This window comes from Streptomyces sp. NPDC029152, assembly GCF_055564355.1.
Genome location: NZ_JBVHWR010000004.1, coordinates 408856 through 429039 on the forward strand (window position 1 = coordinate 408856; position 20184 = coordinate 429039).

At 71.9% G+C, this 20184-nt stretch carries 20 protein-coding genes; 11 read left to right on the forward strand and 9 right to left on the reverse strand.

The window, feature by feature from the left end:
* The first annotated feature begins 222 nt into the window (after nt 1-222).
* Complete coding sequence (locus ACZ4V6_RS11320) at nt 223-1530, forward strand: phthiocerol/phthiodiolone dimycocerosyl transferase family protein (RefSeq protein WP_467825195.1); 1308 nt, start codon at nt 223-225, stop codon at nt 1528-1530.
* A gap of 63 nt (nt 1531-1593) precedes the next feature.
* Nucleotides 1594-2112 carry an RNA polymerase sigma factor gene (locus ACZ4V6_RS11325; protein WP_467825198.1) on the forward strand — a complete coding sequence of 173 codons (519 nt, stop codon included), beginning with the start codon at nt 1594-1596 and terminating at the stop codon, nt 2110-2112.
* A gap of 100 nt (nt 2113-2212) precedes the next feature.
* On the opposite strand, the gene ACZ4V6_RS11330 is transcribed toward ACZ4V6_RS11325, so the two are convergent.
* A complete protein-coding gene (locus ACZ4V6_RS11330; protein WP_467825200.1) occupies nt 2213-2893 on the reverse strand; it encodes a PAS domain-containing protein in 681 nt (226 codons plus the stop codon).
* 688 nt (nt 2894-3581) lie between these two features.
* On the opposite strand from ACZ4V6_RS11330, the gene ACZ4V6_RS11335 reads away from it, so the two are divergent.
* Both ACZ4V6_RS11335 and ACZ4V6_RS11340 read left to right on the forward strand, forming a co-directional pair.
* Nucleotides 3582-4928 carry a helix-turn-helix domain-containing protein gene (locus tag ACZ4V6_RS11335; protein WP_467825203.1) on the forward strand — a complete coding sequence of 449 codons (1347 nt, stop codon included), beginning with the start codon at nt 3582-3584 and terminating at the stop codon, nt 4926-4928.
* A gap of 243 nt (nt 4929-5171) precedes the next feature.
* Entirely contained in the window at nt 5172-5447 is a 276-nt protein-coding gene (locus tag ACZ4V6_RS11340; protein WP_467825204.1) for a DUF3253 domain-containing protein, read from the forward strand.
* Between the two features lie 89 nt (nt 5448-5536).
* Here ACZ4V6_RS11340 and ACZ4V6_RS11345 read toward each other — a convergent pair whose 3' ends face one another.
* Nucleotides 5537-6676, reverse strand: a complete 1140-nt coding sequence (locus ACZ4V6_RS11345; RefSeq protein WP_467825206.1) for a PucR family transcriptional regulator — start codon at nt 6674-6676, stop codon at nt 5537-5539.
* Between the two features lie 132 nt (nt 6677-6808).
* Here ACZ4V6_RS11345 and ACZ4V6_RS11350 point away from each other — a divergent pair, with 132 nt between their 5' ends.
* From ACZ4V6_RS11350 to ACZ4V6_RS11360, 3 genes are read left to right on the forward strand one after another with little or no spacing between them, the layout of a single operon-like run.
* Nucleotides 6809-7819: a ferredoxin reductase gene (locus ACZ4V6_RS11350; RefSeq protein ID WP_467825630.1), complete on the forward strand. Its 1011-nt coding sequence runs from the start codon at nt 6809-6811 to the stop codon at nt 7817-7819.
* A 7-nt stretch (nt 7820-7826) separates the two neighbouring features.
* Entirely contained in the window at nt 7827-8948 is a 1122-nt protein-coding gene (locus ACZ4V6_RS11355; RefSeq protein ID WP_467825209.1) for a fatty acid desaturase family protein, read from the forward strand.
* A 34-nt stretch (nt 8949-8982) separates the two neighbouring features.
* Nucleotides 8983-9447, forward strand: coding sequence for a cation transporter dimerization domain-containing protein (locus ACZ4V6_RS11360; RefSeq protein ID WP_467825211.1), 465 nt, complete (start codon nt 8983-8985; stop codon nt 9445-9447).
* On the opposite strand, the gene ACZ4V6_RS11365 is transcribed toward ACZ4V6_RS11360, so the two are convergent.
* Together ACZ4V6_RS11365 and ACZ4V6_RS11370 are read right to left on the reverse strand one after the other, a co-directional pair.
* Nucleotides 9437-10267: a glycoside hydrolase domain-containing protein gene (locus ACZ4V6_RS11365; protein WP_467825213.1), complete on the reverse strand. Its 831-nt coding sequence runs from the start codon at nt 10265-10267 to the stop codon at nt 9437-9439. The genes ACZ4V6_RS11360 and ACZ4V6_RS11365 overlap by 11 nt on opposite strands.
* A gap of 334 nt (nt 10268-10601) precedes the next feature.
* A complete protein-coding gene (locus ACZ4V6_RS11370) occupies nt 10602-12161 on the reverse strand; it encodes an APC family permease (protein ID WP_467825215.1) in 1560 nt (519 codons plus the stop codon).
* Between the two features lie 614 nt (nt 12162-12775).
* On the opposite strand from ACZ4V6_RS11370, the gene ACZ4V6_RS11375 reads away from it, so the two are divergent.
* Nucleotides 12776-13279, forward strand: coding sequence for a MarR family winged helix-turn-helix transcriptional regulator (locus ACZ4V6_RS11375; protein WP_467825217.1), 504 nt, complete (start codon nt 12776-12778; stop codon nt 13277-13279).
* A 56-nt stretch (nt 13280-13335) separates the two neighbouring features.
* Here ACZ4V6_RS11375 and ACZ4V6_RS11380 read toward each other — a convergent pair whose 3' ends face one another.
* From ACZ4V6_RS11380 to ACZ4V6_RS11395, 4 genes are all read right to left on the reverse strand, one after another.
* The gene (locus ACZ4V6_RS11380; RefSeq protein WP_467825632.1) at nt 13336-13779 is read right to left on the reverse strand and encodes an ATP-binding protein; all 444 of its coding nucleotides are present in this window, start codon (nt 13777-13779) and stop codon (nt 13336-13338) included.
* Nucleotides 13779-14198 carry an STAS domain-containing protein gene (locus ACZ4V6_RS11385; protein ID WP_467825220.1) on the reverse strand — a complete coding sequence of 140 codons (420 nt, stop codon included), beginning with the start codon at nt 14196-14198 and terminating at the stop codon, nt 13779-13781. The genes ACZ4V6_RS11380 and ACZ4V6_RS11385 overlap by 1 nt, the downstream gene beginning before the upstream one ends.
* Nucleotides 14195-15091, reverse strand: a complete 897-nt coding sequence (locus tag ACZ4V6_RS11390; protein WP_467825222.1) for an STAS domain-containing protein — start codon at nt 15089-15091, stop codon at nt 14195-14197. Before ACZ4V6_RS11390 ends, ACZ4V6_RS11385 begins: the two co-directional genes overlap by 4 nt.
* A gap of 128 nt (nt 15092-15219) precedes the next feature.
* On the reverse strand, nt 15220-16392 hold the full coding sequence (locus ACZ4V6_RS11395; RefSeq protein ID WP_467825225.1) for a PP2C family protein-serine/threonine phosphatase: 1173 nt from the start codon (nt 16390-16392) through the stop codon (nt 15220-15222).
* A gap of 184 nt (nt 16393-16576) precedes the next feature.
* On the opposite strand from ACZ4V6_RS11395, the gene ACZ4V6_RS11400 reads away from it, so the two are divergent.
* Together ACZ4V6_RS11400 and ACZ4V6_RS11405 are read left to right on the forward strand one after the other, a co-directional pair.
* Entirely contained in the window at nt 16577-17014 is a 438-nt protein-coding gene (locus ACZ4V6_RS11400; protein WP_467825635.1) for a MarR family transcriptional regulator, read from the forward strand.
* A gap of 343 nt (nt 17015-17357) precedes the next feature.
* A complete protein-coding gene (locus ACZ4V6_RS11405) occupies nt 17358-18224 on the forward strand; it encodes an SCO4651 family lipoprotein (protein ID WP_467825228.1) in 867 nt (288 codons plus the stop codon).
* Nucleotides 18225-18263: 39 nt separating this feature from the next.
* Here the strand turns inward: ACZ4V6_RS11405 and ACZ4V6_RS11410 are convergent, their stop codons facing one another.
* The gene (locus ACZ4V6_RS11410) at nt 18264-18794 is read right to left on the reverse strand and encodes an SRPBCC family protein (RefSeq protein ID WP_467825231.1); all 531 of its coding nucleotides are present in this window, start codon (nt 18792-18794) and stop codon (nt 18264-18266) included.
* A 171-nt stretch (nt 18795-18965) separates the two neighbouring features.
* On the opposite strand from ACZ4V6_RS11410, the gene ACZ4V6_RS11415 reads away from it, so the two are divergent.
* Nucleotides 18966-20183, forward strand: coding sequence for a phospholipase D-like domain-containing protein (locus ACZ4V6_RS11415; protein ID WP_467825234.1), 1218 nt, complete (start codon nt 18966-18968; stop codon nt 20181-20183).
* Nucleotide 20184 lies beyond the last annotated feature (1 nt).

Genomic DNA, 20184 nt, shown 5'->3' on the forward strand with positions numbered 1-20184 from the left:
CAGGGATTCCCCTGGAATCCGCCGGGCCAGGGAGTGTGGACCGCTGCTCAACTTCTAGGGAAATCACGCGACTTACCAGTCCGGGGGCCGCTGGGCTGGATTCCGCCGCGCTCCGCCGTGCACCCTCGAAAAGCCCCCGACCTCGCCGCGGACCACCGCGGTGGCAGACCCGTCCCGGGGCCGTGGACTTCCGGAACGAACGACGGAAAGAAGGCTGACGGCATGCACCGTGCGCTGTGTCCGGTCGAGACGCTCTACGTGGGCCAGAGAAGCAGGGCCGTGCTGTCCTGCACCCTGCGTGGACCGGTGGACGTCGCGGCGCTGTCGGCCGCCTTCGACGCCACGACCGAGGCGAACCCGCCACTGCGCTCCCGCATCGAACAGGACGGGGCGGGGCACCTGTTGCGCGTCCTCGGTGCCGACGAGCGGCCCCGGCTGGTCACCCGGACCGGCGACGAGGCCGAGGCCTACGCGGCGGAGCTGAACAGGCCACTGCCGCTCGGAGGTCCCCTCAGCCGCGCCGTCCTGGTCAGCGCACCGGGCGGGGACCGCCACCTCTTCGTGCTGGTGATCGACCACACCATCACCGACGGCCACAGCAGCATCGCGCTGCACAACGCCCTGTGGGACCGCTACCGGCTGTTGGTCGAGGGGAACACCGGCGGGAGCGCCGATCCGGAGGGCCCCCGCTGGCCGGAGCCGGTGAGCCGGCTGCTGCCTGCCGTCGACGACGCCGACACGGCGAAGTACCTGGACGGCCGCCTGGAGGAGATACGGCGCCACCCGGTCGAACTGGTCCCCTACGACGCCGCCCCCGGCGAGGGGACCGGCGCCGGCGGACACATCGAGGTCCGCAGGATGACCCTGGACGCGGACCTCACCTCACGGCTGCGCCGGACGGCGCGCGCCTCGGGCGTCTCGGTGCACGCTCTGGTCTCCGCGACCCTTCTGGTGACGGCGAGACGGCGGCTGCCGGGGGACGACGGAGCCCGCACGCTCGGCTGTCTCTCCCCCGTCGACCTGCGCTCGCGGCTGTCCCCGCCGCTGCCCGCCTCCGCCCCGGTCCCCGCGGTCACCACCCACCTGCAGACCCTTCAGGTGTCCACGAGCTCCGAGCCGTCGGAGGTGGCCCGTGCCGTGCACGCCCGTCTCGGCGACTTCCTCTCCCGAGGCGACCACGTGCACGAGATGCGCATCACGCCGGAGATCCGCCGCAACCCCGCCCTGCAACTGGCCACGGTGATCGCCACCAACATGGGCGTGGTCCCGGGCCCGCGCCTGCCCGGCGGGCTGCGGGCCGTCGACGTACGGCTGGTCCCGGGCCGCGAGCACTACTTCCCGCAGGCCGGTCGCAGCCCCGTCATGGCCTGCGTCGTCTCCTTCGAGGGCCGGCTCGGCATCGAGTTCCCGCACTTCACCGCCTGCTACAGCCCTGACTTCATGAGGGCATTCCGCGACGACGTGCGCGCCGGACTCCTGGCCTTCACGGACGCGGCCGAGCCCGGGCACGCCCTGGCCGCCACCGGCTGAGTACGTCCGCCCGTCCGCCCCTTCCGCCCCCGCCCGCCCGGCCGTAAGGAACCTCTGTCCGTCATGACGACCGTCAGTGAACTCCCCTCCCCCCTCACGCTGCTCCCCCGAGCCCAGGCGGGCGACGAGCACGCGATGAACCACCTGCTGACCGCCATCACGCCCTACGTGGCGCGTATCTGCCGGTCCATCACCCATGACGACGGCGCCGACGCCACGCAGGAGGCACTGCTCGCCGTCTACCGCGGCCTGGGATCCCTGCGCGAGCCGGCGGCGTTCTACGGCTGGGTGCGCTCGGTGGCGGTGCGGGAGGCCGTCCGCACCGCCAAGCGCTACGGCACGGAGAGCTGCTGCTTTGAGGTGGAGGCTCAGCAGGAGACCAATCCCATGGACGCGGTGTACATCAGCGACGTGCTGGAACGCCTGTCGCAGGCGCACCGGCAGGTCCTCACCCTGCGTGCCTACGGACTCAACGAGGAGGAGATGGCCGAGGTGCTCGCCCTGCCCGTGGGCACCGTCCGCTCCCGTCTCTTCCGTGCCCGCCGCCGGTTCCAGGAAGCCTGGCAGCCCTCGGCAGCGTGAGGCCGGTCCGGCCCCTGCGGGGGCCGGACCGTTACGACGGCGGCCGTGGCGGTGTTCCCGCCACGGCCGCCGTGCGGGGCCCGACAGGCCCCGTTCCGCACTACCGCACGCATTCCGGGAGGACACGCGGGGGCCACTGCCCCGCGGCGAACATCCCGAGGGCGTGTGCCCGCGCCACGAGGGCGGGCCGGTTGGGCGCGTCAAAACGACGCAGCATCTGTCCGACGCGGTACTCGACGCCCTGGCGGCTCAGATACAGACGGGAAGCCAACTGCACCGTGGAATCGCCACTCGCCACACCCTCCAGAACCTGCGCGTCGAGGGCGCTGAGCACGGGCCCGCCGGCTACCGCCTCCGCCGTCCGGCGCAGAAGGACGACGACGCCGACCATCTCGCCCGAGGGCTGCCTGACGGCGATGGCGGTGATATCTGCATGGAAACTGCGGCCGTCGCCCTCCCGGCCCGTCACCTTCTGCTTGAATCTCCGGCTACGCCCCGAGGAAAGCGCGGCACACTGTTCCCGCAAATGTCCCGGGGTCGGGGAACGGAGCAGTTCGAGGAGTCCGCGTCCGCAGATCTCTTCGGCACTCAGGCCGAATTGGCGGGCGAATTCGGGTTCCGCGGCCGTGACCGCGAGGTCCCGCGGGGAGAGGTGGGCCGTACAGGTGGCCGCCGGGATCACGTGGTCCTGCGCGGCGATCAGGCCGCGGCGGGCGGGAACAGCTGTGGCTGCGGTCTTCTTCTTGCCGGGCGAGGCGTCGGGGAAACTCGTGGTGGCCACGGACGTACCGTCCTTCTTCCTGCACGTGGGGGGCTGGGAAGGGTGTCACGGACGCGGAGCGGACCGATGCGCTGTACCTGGGTGTCGACGAGCGCCCGGTGACGGCACGCGCCACCTCGTCGGTGGCCGGGGCCGGAGTTCCGCGTCGTTCCCGGCCGGCGGCGGGCCCCGGAACCGGGATCGGGTCAGGTGAGCGGAGGGAGCGGTGCCGAGGCGACCGTCATCCGGGTCTGCTGGGCAACGTTGTCATCACTGCTGTTCGAGCCCGAGGTGCGGTCCCGCCGACGGGCCGCCCGAGGGCCGGGCGGGCGACACGTATGCCCTGCCGGGACGAGAAGCGCGTTCGGCCATGGGGAGCACGAGAACCTCCACGAGACGAAGAGGGGATCGTTTGGGGGAAGCCTCCTTCGAGATTAAAGGGAGACAACCCTTGGGACAAGAGTTTGCCAGGTGACCTGGGCGACGCGTCAACTCTTCTGCGAATGGGCCGCATTCGGGCCCCGCGAACCCCCTTCGCCAACAATCCCGCCTGTCCGGGACACTGCCCACCGGAATGCGCTCACCCGCCACGTCAAACGGCTTGTCGCCCCTTGCCGCACTCCTTAAAGTGCTGACAACCCACATGCCCGATCGGGCAAGCGGAACCACGGATACCGCGCCGACCGGGCCACCTGACCCGAGGAGGGAGATGCTCGACCAGCCGCAGTTCGGCCGTCGGCTCAAAAGACTCCGGACCGCACGCGGCCTGAGCCAGGCCGACGTCGTCGGCGACGGCATGTCGACGGGACACCTGTCACGCCTGGAGTCCGGCGACCGGCGGCCCACCGAGCGCACCGTGGCCTACCTCGCCCAGCGACTCGGCGTCGACGCTTCGGCCCTGACCGGCCCGCAGGACGACAGGTCCCTGAGCGGAGTGCTGGCCGCCGTGGCCTCGGCGCCGCCCGGGACGGACAGCACCGCGGCGCTCAGCCGCGCGGTCGAGGAGGACCCCGGCGAGGACCCCGCCGCCCGCTGGCAGGCCCTGTGGCTGCTCAGCCAAGCCGCCGACCGCGCCGGCGACCACCGATCGGAGCGCACACGCCTGCTGGAACTCCTGACGCTGAGCCGCTCGTTGGACGCCCCTGACCTCCACACCCGCTCCCTCGTCCGCTATGCGCGCTGCACACGGGCCATCGGCGACCTGGACACGGCGGAATCGGCGGCGGCGGAGGCGCTCTCCCTCGCCCGCACCGCGCACCTGTGCGTGCCCGACACCCTGGCCGCCCTGCTGGAGCTGATCAGCAGTGAGACGGAACTCGGCCGGTGGGAGGCCGCCTCGCGGCACGTCGACGAGTTGGACCGCGATCTGCTGCCCCGGGCCTCTGCCGTACAGGCGGCCGAGGCCCTGTGGACGGCCGCCGTGGTCAGCAGCCGCAAGGGCGACGACGCGGCCGCCATGGCCCGGCTGAACAAGGCCCTGGATCTGCTCAAGGACGGACGGGAGGACCTGACCGCGTGGGCCCGGCTGCGGACCGCCGCCGCCGCGGCGGCCCTGCAGATGTCACCGCCTCGGGTGGCCGCCGCGGAGGAGTGGCTGACAGAGGCCGCCTCCGTCCTCGATCTGACCGGCACGCCCGCACAGCTCCAGGAACTGCACGCCCTCCAGGCTCACCTCGCCTTCGCACAGGGCCGGTTGGAGGACGCCGCCCTGCTCAGCCGGACCGTGCTGTCCGAGGAGGACCTGCGTCTCCCCTACCGTGACCGGGTACGGCTGTCGGTCCTCGACGGCCGGCTGGCGATCCACGCGGGCCGGGTCGAGGAGGGCGTCGCCGCGCTCCAACAGCTCGCACGACAGGCCACGCAGTCCAGGTACGCCGGCCTCGCCGCCCACGTCTGGCAAGCGCTGGCCACCGCCCTGGCCGCCTGCGTCCACCCCTCCGGCGCGGTCCCCTGCCGAACTCGCCCCGGCCGGTCGGGCGGACCGCGGTCCGTCAGCCGGCTGGGCACGCGCGCCGACGGGGCGGACGGCCTCGCAGAAAGCAGAGGGAAGCCGTGACGACGGCGCGACGGCCCACCGGCGCGAAGGGCCTGGGCCGCGCGCCGAGCGGCCACTGACCGGCCGGAGAGCCGCCCACGCGCGGGCGCGGGCACGACGGGACCGCGGGCGTGCGGGTGAGCGCTCAGCCTCCAGTGGATCGCGCGGAGCGGATCCGGAAGCGCTTCGGTCGAGCCGGGCCGCCACGGTGCGGACGGCGACTCGTCCTGCCGTCCGTACAGGCCCTGCGGCACACCGGATCGCATGGAGGGGACGGACCGGCAGCTCGGCCAACGGCTGGAGAAGACCATCATGAGCCTGCTGGAGCGCCGTGCCGACACCGCGTCGGTCTGTCCGTCCGACGCGGCGCGCGCGGTCTACGAGGGTGACGACGACGGCCGGCGGGCCCTGATGGAACCGGCCCGCCGCGCGGCATGGCGTCCGGTGGACGACGGCGAGGTCGAGGTGACGCAGGGCGGCCGGCCCGTCGTGGAGACGCAGACGCGCGGGCCCGTACGTGTTCGGCGCGCGCGTCGGTAGCGGCAGTCGGGCACCTCCGGGGACGGACACGGCTGGGGCACGGTCCCCGGACCGCCCCCGGATGTGGCCGTGGACGGTCGGGGAACGCGTCACCTGCCCCGAAGACCGACCGCCAGCGTCAGTTCGAGGACCCGGTGCGGTGATGCGAGATCCGGGAACAGCTCCCGCACCTGCGACATCCGGTACCGGACGGTCTGGGGATGGACGAACAACGCCGCCGCCACCTCGTCCCGCCTGCCCTGGTGCAGCAGCCACGCCCGCAACGTCTCCTCCAGCCGCCGCGCGGTCGCGTCGGACAAGGTCCTGAGCGGTGCGAGGGCTCGGGCGCGCAGGTCCACGAAAGCGTCCATGTCGGCGCTCAGCACCAGCTCGGACAGGTGCTCCTCGGTGTCGCGGACGTCGGAGGAGAGGGAGCGCGCGCGTACGGCTCGTGCGTACGAGGCCGACACACGCGTCCACGGCCGGGCCGGGCCCACCACGGCGGTGCGGTCGGTCAGCTGTCGCATGAGATGTGATCGGTCGGCATCGGGGACGAGCAGCACACCGGTGGTGTCCGGCAGATCGTCGAGGACGAGGGTGCTCGGGTCGAGCACGCGGTAGGCAGGCCGGGCCTGGGCGGCGGGCAGCAGGACCGCGGTCAGCGAAACCGGAGGCTGCCACCCGGCCCGTTGAGCTGACACGAGCAGTACGTCCGGGCTCGCGCCGGCGAGGAGGTCGCGGGCCAGTTGTTCCAGGTGGCGCTCCTGGGCCCGGCCCTGGGCGGCCAGTTCGTCGGCGTGGCCCGCGGCGCTCGCGGCGGAGAGCTCGTCGATGTAGGCGAAGGTCAGCTCGGCGAACTTGGCGACCTCGGCGGCGGGCAGACCTGCGGGTACCGCACCTGCTGCCAGGCATCGCCAGGCCACGCGGGCGCCGACGCGGTAGGCGCTGAGCAGGGCGTCCATCGAACGGCCGTCGCGCACCTCGCCCCTGCCCAGCTCGTAGGCGGCGTCACCGCCGTCGCCGCCGGTGGCGTTCCCGCTCGCGAGGTCCAGGTAGTGCCCCAGGGCGGTGCGGACGGCTCGGCGGATGGTGCCGCCCATGCTGCCCGAAAGGGCGTTGGCGTAGGGAGGGACCTCGTCGATGATCGCCTGGACGACCTCGTCGGCGGTGGTCTTCAGTGCGGCCCGCAGTGCGGTGACCGTCGTCTCATCCAGGGCCAGTTCACTGGCCCTCTGGGTTACACGACTCATGTTTTTATTCCCTGCGAACAATTCCGCCCACCAGATTCACGTCCTGCGGTCAGGACTTTACGCCCTGAGGCGCAGCAAGCTGGAGTCATGACGAGTGCAGCCCTTCGCAGCAGGGCGTGGAAACTACTGGAGATGGTCACGACGCCGCTGCTGCCGTCGGACTACCTCGATCTGGTCAGCCCGCTGCGCGCGGGCGCTGACCTGCGGGGACGCATCGAGGCCGTGCACCCCGAGACGGGTGACGCGGCGACTGTCGTGATCAGGCCGGGACGGGGCTGGCGCGGGCACACAGCCGGCCAGTACGTGCGGATCGGGGTCGACGTCGACGGGGTGCGCCTGTGGCGTGCCTACTCCCTCACCTCGCCGACGCACCGTCAGGACGGCCGCGTCACGATCACCGTGAAGGCGATCCCGGACGGCAAGGTCAGCAACCACCTGGTCCGCAGGGCGAAACCGGGCACGCTGATCCAGCTCGACCAGCCGACAGGTGACTTCGTGCTGCCCGGGGCCAAGCCCGCCAAGGTGCTCTACCTGACGGCCGGCAGCGGCATCACGCCCGTGATGGGCATGCTGCGCGACATCGAGCTCGACGACGTCGTCATGGTCCACTGCGCGCCACGGCCGCAGGACGTGATCTTCCGCTCCGAACTGCACGACCTGGTCGCGGAGAAGAAGCTGCGGCTCACCGAGGTGCACACCGACACGGACGGCGTGCTCGACATCGCACGTCTCGACGAACTCGTGCCGGACTGGGCAGAGCGCGAGACCTGGGCCTGCGGGCCCGCGGGCCTGCTCGACGCCGCCGAAAAGCACTGGAGCGAGCACGGCGTCCCGGAGCGCCTGCACACCGAACGCTTCCGTCCGGGCATCGTCGTCGCCGGTGACGGCGGCGAGGTCACGTTCAGCGCCACCGGCAGGACCGTCGACGCGGACGGCGCCACGCCGTTGCTGGACGTCGGCGAGGAGGCCGGCGTGCTCATGCCCTCCGGGTGCCGTATGGGCATCTGCTTCGGCTGCGTCTCGCCGCTCAAGGCGGGCGCCGTCCGCGACCTGCGCACCGGCGAGATCACCGAGGCCGAGCCGGGCGTCCTCATCCAGACCTGCGTGTCCGCCGCGGCGGGCCCCTGCGACATCGAACGGTAGGAACACCTTGACCGCCATCGACCCCACCGCCCACCTGACCGCGGAGCAGATCGAGGAGCTCGGCCGCGAGCTGGACGCGATCCGCGACGAGGTGATCGCCAGCCGTGGCGAGAAGGACGCCGCCTACATTCGTAAGGTCATCGCGGCGCAGCGCAAGCTCGAACTGGTCAGCAGGGGCGTGCTGCTGTTCTCGTTCTTCCCGCCCGCGTGGCTGCTCGGCACCGCCGGTCTCTCCGTGGCGAAGATCATGGACAACATGGAGATCGGCCACAACATCCTGCACGGCCAGTGGGACTGGATGCGGGACCCGAAGATCCACTCCACCACCTGGGAGTGGGACCACGTCTCGCCGTCCGACCAGTGGAAGCACTCGCACAACGAGCTGCACCACACGTACACCAACGTGATCGGCAAGGACAACGACCTCGGTTACGGCATCATGCGCGTCGACGAGGACCAGAAGTGGCACCCCTTCCACCTCGGCCAGCCGCTGTGGAACTTCATCAACGCCTGTTTCTTCGAGTACGGCATCGCAGCGTACGACCTGGAGCTCGGCAAGAACCTGAGCAAGCGCCGCCGCAAGAACCCGGAGTTCCGCGCGCGGGCCAAGGCCGTGGGCCGGAAGATCCGCAAGCAGGTGCTCAAGGACTACGTGGTCCACCCGCTGCTGTCGGGCCCGTCGTTCCTCACGACGCTCGGCGCCACGTTCACCGCGAACCTGGTCCGCAACCTCTGGTCCCACTCGGTGATCATGTGCGGGCACTTCCCCGAGGGCGTGCAGGTCTTCGAGCGCCGGTCGATCGAGGGCGAGACGCGCGGCCAGTGGTACCTGCGCCAGATGATGGGCTCGGCGAACATCAGCGGCAGCAAGGCCATGCACTTCATGACCGGCAACCTGTCGCACCAGATCGAGCACCACCTGTTCCCGGACCTGCCGAGCAACCGCTACGCCGAGGTCGCGGTGAAGGTGCGCGCGCTGTTCGAGAAGTACGAGCTGGAGTACGTCACCGGGCCGCTGCCCCAGCAGGTGTTCTCCGCGTGGCGCAAGGTTTTCCGGCTCTCGTTGCCGAACAGGAAGAAGCCCACGGTCCAGACGCCGGCCCGCGAGCAGGAGCTCGTCGCGGCCTGATACCCGGTACGGCGGGCCGCCTCGCCGGGAGACGTTGCGCCGGCAGTCGACGGACAAGCCGTCGTCGGACATCCTTCCGACAACGACGTTCCCGGCAGCGCCGGGGACACCGGTCGCCCTCGCCATCGGCGGCTTCGTCGCCGTGCGCGCCGTCGCGCCGGGCCGCGAGGTCTTGGCCGTGCCCGGACAGCACGCCCCGGCGGATGTGGACCCGGCGGCCGTCACCGGCGTCGAGGACGTCCACGACCCGCACCTGTGGGCCCTCGTCCTGGGGACGCACGTGGCCACGGCCCACCTGGTCACCGCCGGCCCCGCCGAGGGGCACGCGGTCCTGGACCACGCCCGCGACCTGCTGCGCGATCGTCACGGCGTCGCCCCGCGACGCTCCAGGCCGAGCCGGCCGATCTCACGGGATGCGAGAAGGCCGGCCGGCAGGTCCGGCGCCGGGAACCGGCGGACACCTGCGGCAGCGCCCCACGGCGAGCCGGTCAGCCGATGATGGCGACCGGGGCGTCCCAGGCGTTGCGGTCGACGTTGATGGTGTGACCGCCGCGGGTCTCCTTGCTGTTGGCCTTGTACTGGTGGCCGCGGCTGTGGTCGGTGTACAGCTTCGGGTTCCAGGGCCAGTCCTTGGTGGTGGTCTCCTGGCCGTTCCACAGGGCGTACCAGAGGTTGCCCGGCAGGTCCGTGCGGTTCGTGGCCGTGGCGATCGCCTTGGCGCTGGAGCTGCTGAAACCGTAGAGGCCCGCGCGGTAGGTCTTGGCGCGCAGGGTCTTGGTGAAGGAGCGCACGTAGGCGAGGGTGGCGTCGTTGCACGCCTTGTCGGCGATGTCGTACGACTCCATGTTGAGGTAGATCGGGCTGCCGGCCTTCATGCCGAGCGCCGACGCCTTGGCGACCGCGTCCTTGGCGTTGGCGGCCCCGACCGAGGCCGCGGTGGCCGCGGTGAACCTCTCCTTGTTCCGGCTCTTCTGGCAGGGGGGCTGGGCGCCGACGTACAGGGGGATGATCCGCCAGCCGAGGGTGTCGACCGACTTCACCCAGGGTTTGGTGAGGTTGGGCTGGGCGCAGCCGCGGTTCTTGCCGCCGATGTAGACGGCGACGCCGCCGTAGTAGGCGTCCTTCTTCCACGCCTTCATCGCGGCGAGCGAAGGCGCCGTGCAGGCGTCGAACGCCCGGCCGGTGTAGGTCTTCTGCGCCGGCCACGCCGTAGCGGCCATCGAGGTCTGCGCCACGATCCCGGCGCCTGCCACGACGACGGCGCCGGTCGTCGCCAGGGCGATGTAGCGGCCTTTTCTGGACAGCCGGTGCTTCGGCATTTTCCCACCCCATGAAGATCGGGCTCCGGCTCCCCGGAGCCCGATCACCCTATCTTCACGCGGTGCAGCCGCAGTGACCGGCCAGGGCCGTTCGCGCCCCGTCGGGCGCCTTGCCGGCGGCCGTCGTCGGGCAGGCCGGGCAGAGGGGTCGGGCAGGGGCGAGGGAGCCGGCCCCGGGAGCGGCGCCGGGCGGCGGTCCGCTCGTCCGGGGCGGCGGCGTTCTCCGCAGGGCCGCCCGGCGGCTCGCCCAGGAGCGGTCCGGCCCCGGACGCGCTGCGGCACCCGTCGACCGGGCCGTGTCTCCTGCCCGGGGGCCCGGCCGCCGCGAGCCGGCTCAGTCCTCGGCGACCAGTGCGGGCGTCGACTTCGTGAGCACCTCGCCGCGGAAGAACGCGGGGCTCCGCCGGCGCATCACACTCATGATCACCACGCCGAGGGCGAGCAGGCCCACGCCGATCACGAACACCGAGCCGACGCCGAACACGGACGACCCGCTCCCGTAGGCGGGGTCCCACATGTCGGCGAGCGTCTTGGCGAAGACCGCCGAGAGCAGCACTCCGCCGAGGACGGGGAAGACTCCCTTGAACACGAGATCGCGTCCGGACCTCAGGAGGTCGGCACGGAAGTACCAGGCGCAGGCGAAGGCCGTCAGCGCGTAGTAGAAGCAGATCATCAGGCCCAGCGCGTAGATCGTGTCGACCAGCACGTGCTCGCTGACCAGCGTCATCACCGTGTAGAAGACGCCGGTCGCGACGCCCGCGGTGACCGTGGCCCGGCCCGGGGTGCGATAGCGCGGGTGGACCTCGGCGTAGGAGGCGGGCAGCGCCTCGTAGGTCGCCATGGCGAGGACCGTGCGGGCCACGGGGATGAACGTCGTCTGGAGGCTGGCCGCGGCCGACGCGAGGACCGCGACGAACAGCGCGACGCCCAGCACGGAACCCATGACGGGGCCGGCGAGGGCGGCGAAGACGTTGTCCGAGGTGTCGGGGTTCGCGAGGCCCAGGCCCCGGTCGCCGGAGCCCACGATCATCTGCGCCGCGACGCCCGTGGCCAGGTAGGAGCCGACGAGCACGACCATGGCGACGAGCGCCGCACGGCCCGGCGTGCTGCTGCTGCCGCTGGTCTCCTCGTTGGCGGTGAGACACGCGTCCCAGCCCCAGTACATGAAGATCGACAGTGACAGACCGGCCGTGAACGCGGCGAACGACTGGACGGCGAAGGGGTTCAGCCACGCCCAGGAGAAGTCGGCCGAGGTCGGGAAGTCGGCGCTTCCGGCCTTGGTGAAGGCCATGATCACGAAGACGGCCAGGACCAGCAGTTGCAGCGCCACCAGGGTGTACTGCAGGCCCTTGGTCGCCGTCATGCCGCGGTAGCTGATCACGGTGGCGACGGCGATGAGCGCCAGGCAGGTCACGATGTGCACGGCCTTGTTCCCGTCGAGCGCCGCCACCGAGTCGCTGCCGGTGACCTCGCCGGCGAGCAGCCAGAAGTAGGAGGTGGCGACGCCGGCCAGGTTCGACAGCACGATGATCGTGGCGATGACCAGGCCCCAGCCGCACATCCACCCCACGCGCGGACCGAACGCCTTGACCGTCCAGGTGAACGAGGTGCCGCAGTCGGGCATGGCCTTGTTCAGCTCGCGGTAGGCGAAGGCGACGAGCAGCATCGGCAGGAAGCCGGCGAGGAACACGGCGGGCATCTGCACGCCGACCTCGCCGGCGGTGGAGCCGAGCGTCGAGGTGAGGCAGTACACCGGTGCCACGGTGGAGACTCCGATGACCGCGCTGCCCAACAGGCCCACGGAATTGCCGCCCAGTCCCTTGCTGCGCATGCCGTCGGCAGGGGCCCCGTCGTCTTTGGCGGTGGCCGGAGAACGCGTGTCCAGCTGAGTCATGAACAAGACGTTAAATCCTGCGTATTTCGTGGTGTGGTTGCTCGAAGTGAGGTAATAGGCGCGCAAAGAGCCAGGGAATCACATAGAGAAACGATCAGTTTCCCTAACTTTCGAAGGCTCATCCGGTACCCAGGGCACCTGTTCCAAAGGGCGAGTGGCAGGTGTCCGATATTCGGTAACCGCACCGCTGTCCGATTTACGCCCCTCGAAGTCTTCCGTGCGATTCACGTCACACTCCGAGGCGGAGCGCCCCTTCCGGGCCGGCCGCCGACCGCGGTGTCCGCCGGCAGCCCCCGGCGAGGTGGATCGGCGCCGTCGGCAGCGACACCCCGCCGCGGCCCGCGCGGCCCCCCGGCCGGTCCGGCCGGGATCGGCGCCGGCACGCGGCTGTTCGCGGACCTCCCGCCGCTGGAACCGGAGCAGGTGGCGCGGCGACCGGTGGGCCTGGTCACTCGTGCGGCCCGCCGCGTACCGTGCCGAGCCGGAGGGCGCCGTCGTCCGGCCGCGTCACGCACTCGACGGGGCCCGTGGCGCGTGCCCGGGGACTCTTCGGGTACCGCGTGGGGGTGAGGACGGTGTTCGTACCGGCAGGTGGTTGTTGAAGTGATGCGCTCGTGACGCGCCTCGGTGGCTTCGGGGAGGACTCGGCGATCGGGCCGGCCGACGATCCCATGGCTGTCGCGCTGGAGATCGCCGATGCGGTGGAGTTCCTGACGCACCTGTGGACCGTGGCCGCTCAGGGAACGAGCCTGCGCCTGTCCGCGCACCAGTTGCGGGCCCTGCGTGTCCTGGAGGAGGAACCGGGGCTCAACCTCACCGCTCTGGCGGAACGCATGGAGATGGGACTGCCGACCGCCAGCCGGCTGTGCGACAGGGTCGAGGCGGCCGGTCTCATGGAGCGGGTACTGCATCCACGCAAGCGGCGTGAGGTGCAACTGCGTCTCACCGGACACGGCCGGCAGATGCTGGACGAGGTCGCATCGCACCGCGCACACGCGCTGGCCGCCGTGCTCGCGGCCATGGACCCGCGCGCCCGTGAGTCGCTGCACCACGGCATGCTCGGCTTCCTGGCCGCACGCGACCGCGGCACTCCGGACGCGGACGCCTCCGGGCCCTGAGCGGTCCCCGGCGCGAAGAGGCCGTGACGGCCCTCACCGGGGTGTCCGGGACCCGCTCACGGCGTCTCCGTGCGGGCCGGGGGGAAGCCGGTGACCCAGTCGGTGATGGTGACGGTGGTGCCCCGGCCGGGGCGGCTGTCGAGGGTGAACTCCTGGACCAGTCGCCTGGCCCCGCTCAGCCCCAGTCCCAGGCCGCCGCCGGAGGTGTAGCCCTCGGTCATGGCCTGCTCGACGTCGCGGATGCCGGGGCCGGCGTCGACGAAGGACAGCCGCAGTCCGCGTCCGGCACCGTCCTCCAGCCGTGTCACCTCCAGGTGTCCGCCGCCGCCGTGCACGAGGGTGTTGCGGGCGAGCTCGCTGACCGCGGTCACCAGCTTCGTCTGCTGCACCAGGCCGTAACCGAGGCTCGCGGCGGCCTGGCGCACGTACTGACGCACCCGGCCCAGGTCCACGTCGGAGCCGATGGGCAGTCGGGTCGTCGAGGCGGGTGGGGCATGCATCACGCACCCTCTTCCGGGTGAGCGGGCGGGACCGGCGAAGGGGACCGGTCCAGCAGGAACAGGGCCCTGTCGACGTCCAGGGCCGTCTCCAGGCCGGGGAGGACGAGGCCCAGCTCGACGAGGGTGACGGCCACGGCGGGGCGCATGCCGACCAGGACGGTGCGCGTGGCCAGCAGGCCGGCGCTCGCCGCCGTCTCGGCCAGGACGCGGGCGAGGAAGGAGTCGACGATGTCCACTCCGGAGATGTCGATCACGAGGCCGCCCACCGGCGCCGGGGCGGAGGCGATGCGCCGGGCGATGTCGTGCTGCAGCTGTTCGGCCGCGCTGTCGTGCGGTTCCCCCTGGAGCGTGACCAGCAGCACGTCTCCCAGGGTGAGCACCGGGACGGACGCCGAAGGCGCGGCGAAGAGGTCGGTCACCGCGGGTTCGCTCCGGAAACCGGGCGCGAGGGGACGACGATGCCCTGCCGGTCGAGCGCGTAGGCCAGGGCGTCGGCCAGGGTGGCCCGCGTGACGACGGTGCCGAGGTCGATGCCGAGGTGGACGATGGTCTGGGCGATGGCGGGCCGGATCCCGGAGACGATGCACTCCGCGCCCATCAGACCGGCCGCGGCGACCGTCTTCATCAGGTGCTGGGCGACGAGCGAGTCGACGGTCGGCACACCGGTGATGTCGAGGATGGCGTACTGGGACCGCTCGGCGACGATCGCTTCCAGCAGGTTCTCCATGACGACCTGGCTGCGGGCGCTGTCCAGCGTGCCGATCAGCGGCACGGCGACGATGCCCTCCCACAGTTTGATGACCGGGGTGGCGACCTCCAGCAGCTGCTCGCGCTGACGGGCGATCAGTTCCTCGCCCGCGCTGACCGTCGTCTGCACGACCACCGTGCGGAGCGTGCCCATCAGGACCGTCAGCGCCAGCACGCCCGCGTGCGCCCGCTCGCTCGACGGGTCCTCGTACTCGGCCCGCAGCAGCGCGCCGACCGGCTCGCGCAGGCCGGCGACCTCGTCGGCGATCTGCGACCGGCCGGCTCCGGCCCGGCTGCGGGAGGCGGACATCCGGCCGAGCTGGTCCCGCACGGCCCCGAACCCGGGCGCTTCGGCATCCTCCAGGCGCCCGGAGCGGGCCACGTCGGCCAGGGCGTCCACCACGGCCTTGCACGCCTCGACCGCTTCGTCCCTCGAGACGGTGAACACCGCGCGGAACAGCGCGGCGTCGGCCCATCGCTGGGCAATCTGTTCCCGGCGCCGTTCGAGGAAACCGGCCACGTCCCGCGCCACGTCGAGGGCCTTGTCGTGCTCCACCATCTGCATCGTCTCCCTGCTGGGTCCCACGGCCGGCCGTACGGCGGGCCATGCGGCAATTATTGCCTCATGGCAAATATCGGCGTGCCGGGGTGTGTCAACCTCCACGCGATCGTCACGTCCCGGCGCCCCGGCCGTCAGCCGGCCGGCGGCCGTCCGTGCCAGTCCAGGCACACGACCAGCGCGTCGTCGTCCGGTACGGCCTCGCCGCGGTGGCCGGTCAGCTCCCGCAGGATCGCGCGCGGCACCTCCGCGGCGGGCAGCAGACGGGTCGAGTGGATGGCCCGGGCGAGGGCCGCGTCCCCGTACTCCTCCCCCTTCGGGGACGCCACCGCGTGCACGCCGTCACTGACGAAGACGAGCCGGTCACCGGGCTCGACGTCGAAGTCCTGCGCCACGTAGTCGGTCTCCTCGAACATGCCCAGCGGCAGCTGGGCGTCGAAGGAGACGCGCTCCACGGTGCCGCCCCGCAGCCGCAGCAGCCGCGGGGAGCCCGCGTCCACGACGCTCGCCCGGCCGGCGGCCAGGTCGAAGTCGAACATGAGGACCGACAGGTAGCAGCGCCCCCGGTAGTGGGCGTAGACGGCCTGGTCGGCCAGGGCCGCCTGATCGGCGATGGAGATGCCGGCGCGCCGGGCGTTGCGCAGGGCGTTGATGGCCAGGTTCGTCAGCAGGGACGCCTCTATGCCCTCGCCCATGCCGTTGGTCACGTACAGCATCAGGTGGTCGGCGGTGGCGGACCAGTCGAAGTTGTCGCCGAAGATGGCGTAGGCGGGCTCCAGCTGGGCCGCCAGCTCGTACTCGGGGCGGGAGCAGGAGCGTCCGGGCAGCAGCTGCCACTGCATCTCTGCGGCCAGGGTCAGCCGGTCCTTGCGGCGCGCCTGCAGGTACAGGTCCGTGTCGCGTTCCGCCACCGTCACCTCGTGCCCCAGCACCTCGGCGATCTCGGCGAGTTCGGACTCCCACCGCCGCGCGGCGCCGGCCTCGGGCAGAGTGAGGGACAGCACGCCCAGCCGGTCGCCGCGCACGCTGACCGGCAGGTGCAGGCGTGCCCGCCCGTCCCGGGTCTCCTCGCAGTACGGCTCCTGCGAGCCGAAGGCCCGGCCCGCCGGGCTGTTGTGCACCGGCACCGGCTCCAGGATGTGCGGCAGCACGGAGACCGGCTGCAGCACGGTCAGGCCGTAGTCGGCCATGAAGAGCTCGACGTCCTCCGCGCCGTACTGGTCGATCAGTACGGCACGGATGGCGTCGAGCAACTCGTGGGGAGCCGCTGTGCGCAGAGCGCGTTCAGCGGCCACAAATCTGTCCATGACGGTAGATACACCAATCTTTCGCCGGGCGCCGGACGCGCTCCGCTCGCGGAGCCACGTCGGCCGCTCCGAGTCATCCGTGACCAGCGCGTGCGCCTAGTACGCTGGCAGGCACCCCAGTGCCTGCGAGAGTGTGATCGTGACTGCCTTCCGCCGCCGCCCGGAGTCCGACGAGGTCGCTCGTGTGACCACCACGGCCGCCGAGCTGCTGGAAGTCGTGTGGGGCCGGGCTTCCACGGCGCCCACTTCCGCGTCCCAGCTGCGCGTGCTGCATATCCTCGAGCACCACGACGGCATCAACCTGCGCACCCTCGCCGAGTCCCTCGCCTCCACGCCGCCGTCCACCAGCAGGCTGTGCGACCGGCTGCACGCGGCGGGATTCGTCGAACGGGTGGCGAGCCCGGAGGACCGGCGCGAGGTGCGGCTGCACCTCAGCGGCCGGGGCCGCGCGTTCCTCGCCGACCTGCGCGCCCGCAGGGAGAGGGAGTTGCGGAAGGTGCTCGCGGACATGCCCGCCGGCAAGCGGGTCGCCCTGCTGGAGGGACTGGAGGCGTTCTGCGCCGCCGCGGCCGCGCAGACGCACGAGGACGGCGTCTCGGACTCCGGCAGCCGGACCGCCTGAACCGCCGTTCGCGGCACCGGGGTCACCGCCACCCCCGGGCGATCGTGACCAGCACACGGAGCGGTCTCCGTCCACCGGAGCATTCCTGATCCTTCCCCGCGGTCCGACACGGCCACTCTGTTGCCTTACGACCACTGTTGTCAAACGGCAACAATGCTGCTCGGCAACCCTTTCCGTGGCTCGATTACCCCCTGAAGCGGTTTTTCTGCACCGATTGTGCGGAGATCTCGAAAACGAGCCAACCTCTGCCCCCCGGGCGTGTTCGTGATCGCGCCGGGCACTCGCGGCGGCAGCCGACGGCACTTCCGGCACGGTCGGCCACCGCGAGGAGAGAGGAACACGCATGGGCAGCAGGGGGATGAAGGCGGGCGCGGTCGCGGCGGCCGTCGTCATGGGGAGCGTCGCCTTGACGGGCTGCGGGGGCGACAGCGAGGCGGAGGCCCGCGGGACCACCACCGCCGCGGCGAGCGCGAGCAGCTCCGCCGGAGCCCGGGAGCAGGGCACCACGGCCGTCCGCGACGCCTACGACAGGACGGCCGAGGCCGAGACGGCGAAGCTGACGGTCAAGGTGAAGGCCGACGCGAACGGCAGGTCGGTCACCGCCGACGGCCGGGGCGCCCTCGACCTGGCCGAGGGCGACAGCACCATGACCATCACCGCCGGGGGCCGGAGCGTCGAGCAGCGCGTGGTCGACCAGGTCCTCTACCAGAAGGTCCCCGGCCAGGAAGCCGGCGGCAAGCCCTGGACCAGGATCGACCTGAAGCGGGTGGCCGGTCGGCAGGGCGTGGACCCGCAGCAGATCGGCGACCCCGCCCAGTCCGCCGCCTACGCCAGGGCGATCACCGACGAGGACGTCTCCGAGGTCGGCACCGAGAAGATCGACGGCGTCGACACCACCCACTACAAGGTCTCGATCGACGTCGCGAAGCTTCCCGGCGGCGCCCGGCTCGGCAAGCAGATCGGCCCGACGCTGCCCATGCGGATCTGGCTCGACGACGAGGGCCGCATCCGCCGTCAGCAGATCGACATGACGCTCCAGGCGCCCGCCTCCGCCCGGCCGGAGGGCGGTGCCGCGCCCCAGCGGGTGAAGGTCAGCACGCTGATGGAGTTCTCCGACTTCGGCACGGAGGTCGACGCCGAGGCCCCGCCGGCCGGCCAGGTGACCGACATGACGGACCGGGTGGCGCAGGGCGGCCGGACGCGGACCTGAGCGTTCGGGGAGGCCGGGGCCGGCTGCCGCGCGCTCCTGTCAGCCGGCCCGCTCCGCCAGTTCCTTGATGCCGCGCAGCGTGCCCTCGATCCCGGAGCGGAGCTCCTGCAGGCGGAGGGCGACGATCTCCTCCTTCCGGTCCGGCCGGCGCTCGACGGCGAGAGTGACGCCGTTGCGTCCCGGCCCGAGGACGGCTGTCTGGCTCAGCCGGGTGCCGTCGCCGTCGGCGTCGAGTTCGTAGCACCAGGAGGCCAGCGCCTCGGCGGGGTCGCGTGCCGGTTCCCCGAAGCGGCCGTCCTCGTCCAGGACGGCCCAGGCGAACACCCTGTGCTCCTCCAGCCTCACCACCTGGGAGACGGTGCGCCACCGCCCCAGCAGACGGTGGCTGTTGTGTCCCTCGAAGCGCGCGCCGACCGCGGGACGCGGCGCGCCGTCGAGCCAGGCCACCCGCTGGAGCTCCGGGCTGAGCCGGGCCGGCAGGTGGATGTCGGTCACCAGGTCCCAGACGCGCCCCACGGCCGCCCGGACCCGCACCTCGCACCGCACCCGTGGAAGCTCCGCAGAGTCCATGTCGTCCCCTCCGTCTCGGCCGGACGCCCCCGGCGCCCGCGGCAACCCGAGCTCGCAGGCTAGCCGAGGCCGCCCTCCGTGAGGCCGGTGGCCAGCGGTCCGAGGGGCGGATTAAGCTTCCGGGGCCCCGGCAGCACGAGGACGGCCGCGGAACAGGCAGGTGGAGGACCGATGCCAGAGCAGGCTTCAGCGCCCGCGCGCACGACCGCGGCGGAACGGCCGGACGACGCCGCACCGGCCGGTGTCCAGCGTCTGCGGCGCCGTCTGGAGCGGCTCATCGGCGTGGCCGCCACCGAGGGGAACGAACTCACCGCCCTGCGCAACGGCGACGAGATCTTCCCGGCCATGCTGGAGGCGATCCGGTCGGCGCGGCACACGGTCGACATGATGACGTTCGTGTACTGGCGGGGCAGCATCGCCCACGACTTCGCCACCGCCCTCGCGGAACGGGCCCGGGCCGGGGTCCGGGTGCGGCTGCTGCTGGACGGGTTCGGCGCCAAGGAGATAGAGCCGGAACTGCTCGACGCCATGGACGCCGCCGGTGTGCAGGTGGCCTGGTTCCGCAAGCCGCTGTGGCTGTCGCCGTTCAAGCAGAACCACCGCTGCCACCGCAAGGCACTGGTGGTCGACGAGCACACGGCGTTCACCGGCGGTGTCGGCATCGCACAGGAGTGGTGCGGCGACGCCCGCAACCCGGACGAGTGGCGCGACACGCACGTCAAGGTGCGCGGTCCGGCCGTGGACGGCATAGCCGCGGCGTTCGCCCAGAACTGGGCGGAGTGCCACGACGACCTCTACGACGACCGGGACCGCTTCACCGAGCACACCCAGCCCGGTTCCTCCGTCGTCCAGGTGGTGCGCGGTTCGGCCAGCTTCGGCTGGCAGGACATGCAGACCCTGATCCGGGTCATGCTCACCTCCGCCGAACACCGCTTCCGCCTGGCCACCGCCTACTTCGCCCCCGACACCTACTTCATCGACCTGCTGTGCGCGACCGCACGGCGCGGGGTGACGGTGGAGATCCTCCTGCCCGGCCCGCACACCGACCAGCGCGCCTGCCAACTGGCCGGCCAGTACCACTACGCGCGGCTGCTGGACGCGGGTGTGACGATCCGCCAGTACCAGCCGACCATGATGCACGCCAAGATCGTCACGGTGGACGGCGTGGCCTCGCTCATCGGTTCCACCAACTTCAACCGGCGGTCCATGGACCACGACGAAGAGGTCATGCTCGCCGTCCTCGACGAGGAGTTCACCGCCGGTCTCGACCGGGACTACGACGCGGACGTCGAGCGCAGCGTCGCGATCGACCGGGCCCGCTGGCGGCGGCGGCACGCCTGGCAGCGGGTGAGGGAAGCCGCCGTGCTGCCCGTCCGGCGGTTCCTGTAGG

Excerpts from the sequence above, each read along its gene's own strand:
- ACZ4V6_RS11370 (WP_467825215.1), bottom strand. The coding sequence starts at position 12,161 with ATGACTCAGCTGGACACGCGTTCTCCGGCCACCGCCAAAGACGACGGG.
- ACZ4V6_RS11325 (WP_467825198.1), top strand. The coding sequence starts at position 1,594 with ATGACGACCGTCAGTGAACTCCCCTCCCCCCTCACGCTGCTCCCCCGA.
- ACZ4V6_RS11390 (WP_467825222.1), bottom strand. The coding sequence starts at position 15,091 with ATGCAGATGGTGGAGCACGACAAGGCCCTCGACGTGGCGCGGGACGTG.
- ACZ4V6_RS11320 (WP_467825195.1), top strand. The coding sequence starts at position 223 with ATGCACCGTGCGCTGTGTCCGGTCGAGACGCTCTACGTGGGCCAGAGA.
- ACZ4V6_RS11365 (WP_467825213.1), bottom strand. The coding sequence starts at position 10,267 with ATGCCGAAGCACCGGCTGTCCAGAAAAGGCCGCTACATCGCCCTGGCG.
- ACZ4V6_RS11345 (WP_467825206.1), bottom strand. The coding sequence starts at position 6,676 with ATGAGTCGTGTAACCCAGAGGGCCAGTGAACTGGCCCTGGATGAGACG.
- ACZ4V6_RS11415 (WP_467825234.1), top strand. The coding sequence starts at position 18,966 with ATGCCAGAGCAGGCTTCAGCGCCCGCGCGCACGACCGCGGCGGAACGG.
- ACZ4V6_RS11380 (WP_467825632.1), bottom strand. The coding sequence starts at position 13,779 with ATGCATGCCCCACCCGCCTCGACGACCCGACTGCCCATCGGCTCCGAC.
- ACZ4V6_RS11335 (WP_467825203.1), top strand. The coding sequence starts at position 3,582 with ATGCTCGACCAGCCGCAGTTCGGCCGTCGGCTCAAAAGACTCCGGACC.
- ACZ4V6_RS11395 (WP_467825225.1), bottom strand. The coding sequence starts at position 16,392 with ATGGACAGATTTGTGGCCGCTGAACGCGCTCTGCGCACAGCGGCTCCC.
- ACZ4V6_RS11340 (WP_467825204.1), top strand. The coding sequence starts at position 5,172 with ATGGAGGGGACGGACCGGCAGCTCGGCCAACGGCTGGAGAAGACCATC.
- ACZ4V6_RS11350 (WP_467825630.1), top strand. The coding sequence starts at position 6,809 with ATGGTCACGACGCCGCTGCTGCCGTCGGACTACCTCGATCTGGTCAGC.
- ACZ4V6_RS11405 (WP_467825228.1), top strand. The coding sequence starts at position 17,358 with ATGGGCAGCAGGGGGATGAAGGCGGGCGCGGTCGCGGCGGCCGTCGTC.
- ACZ4V6_RS11410 (WP_467825231.1), bottom strand. The coding sequence starts at position 18,794 with ATGGACTCTGCGGAGCTTCCACGGGTGCGGTGCGAGGTGCGGGTCCGG.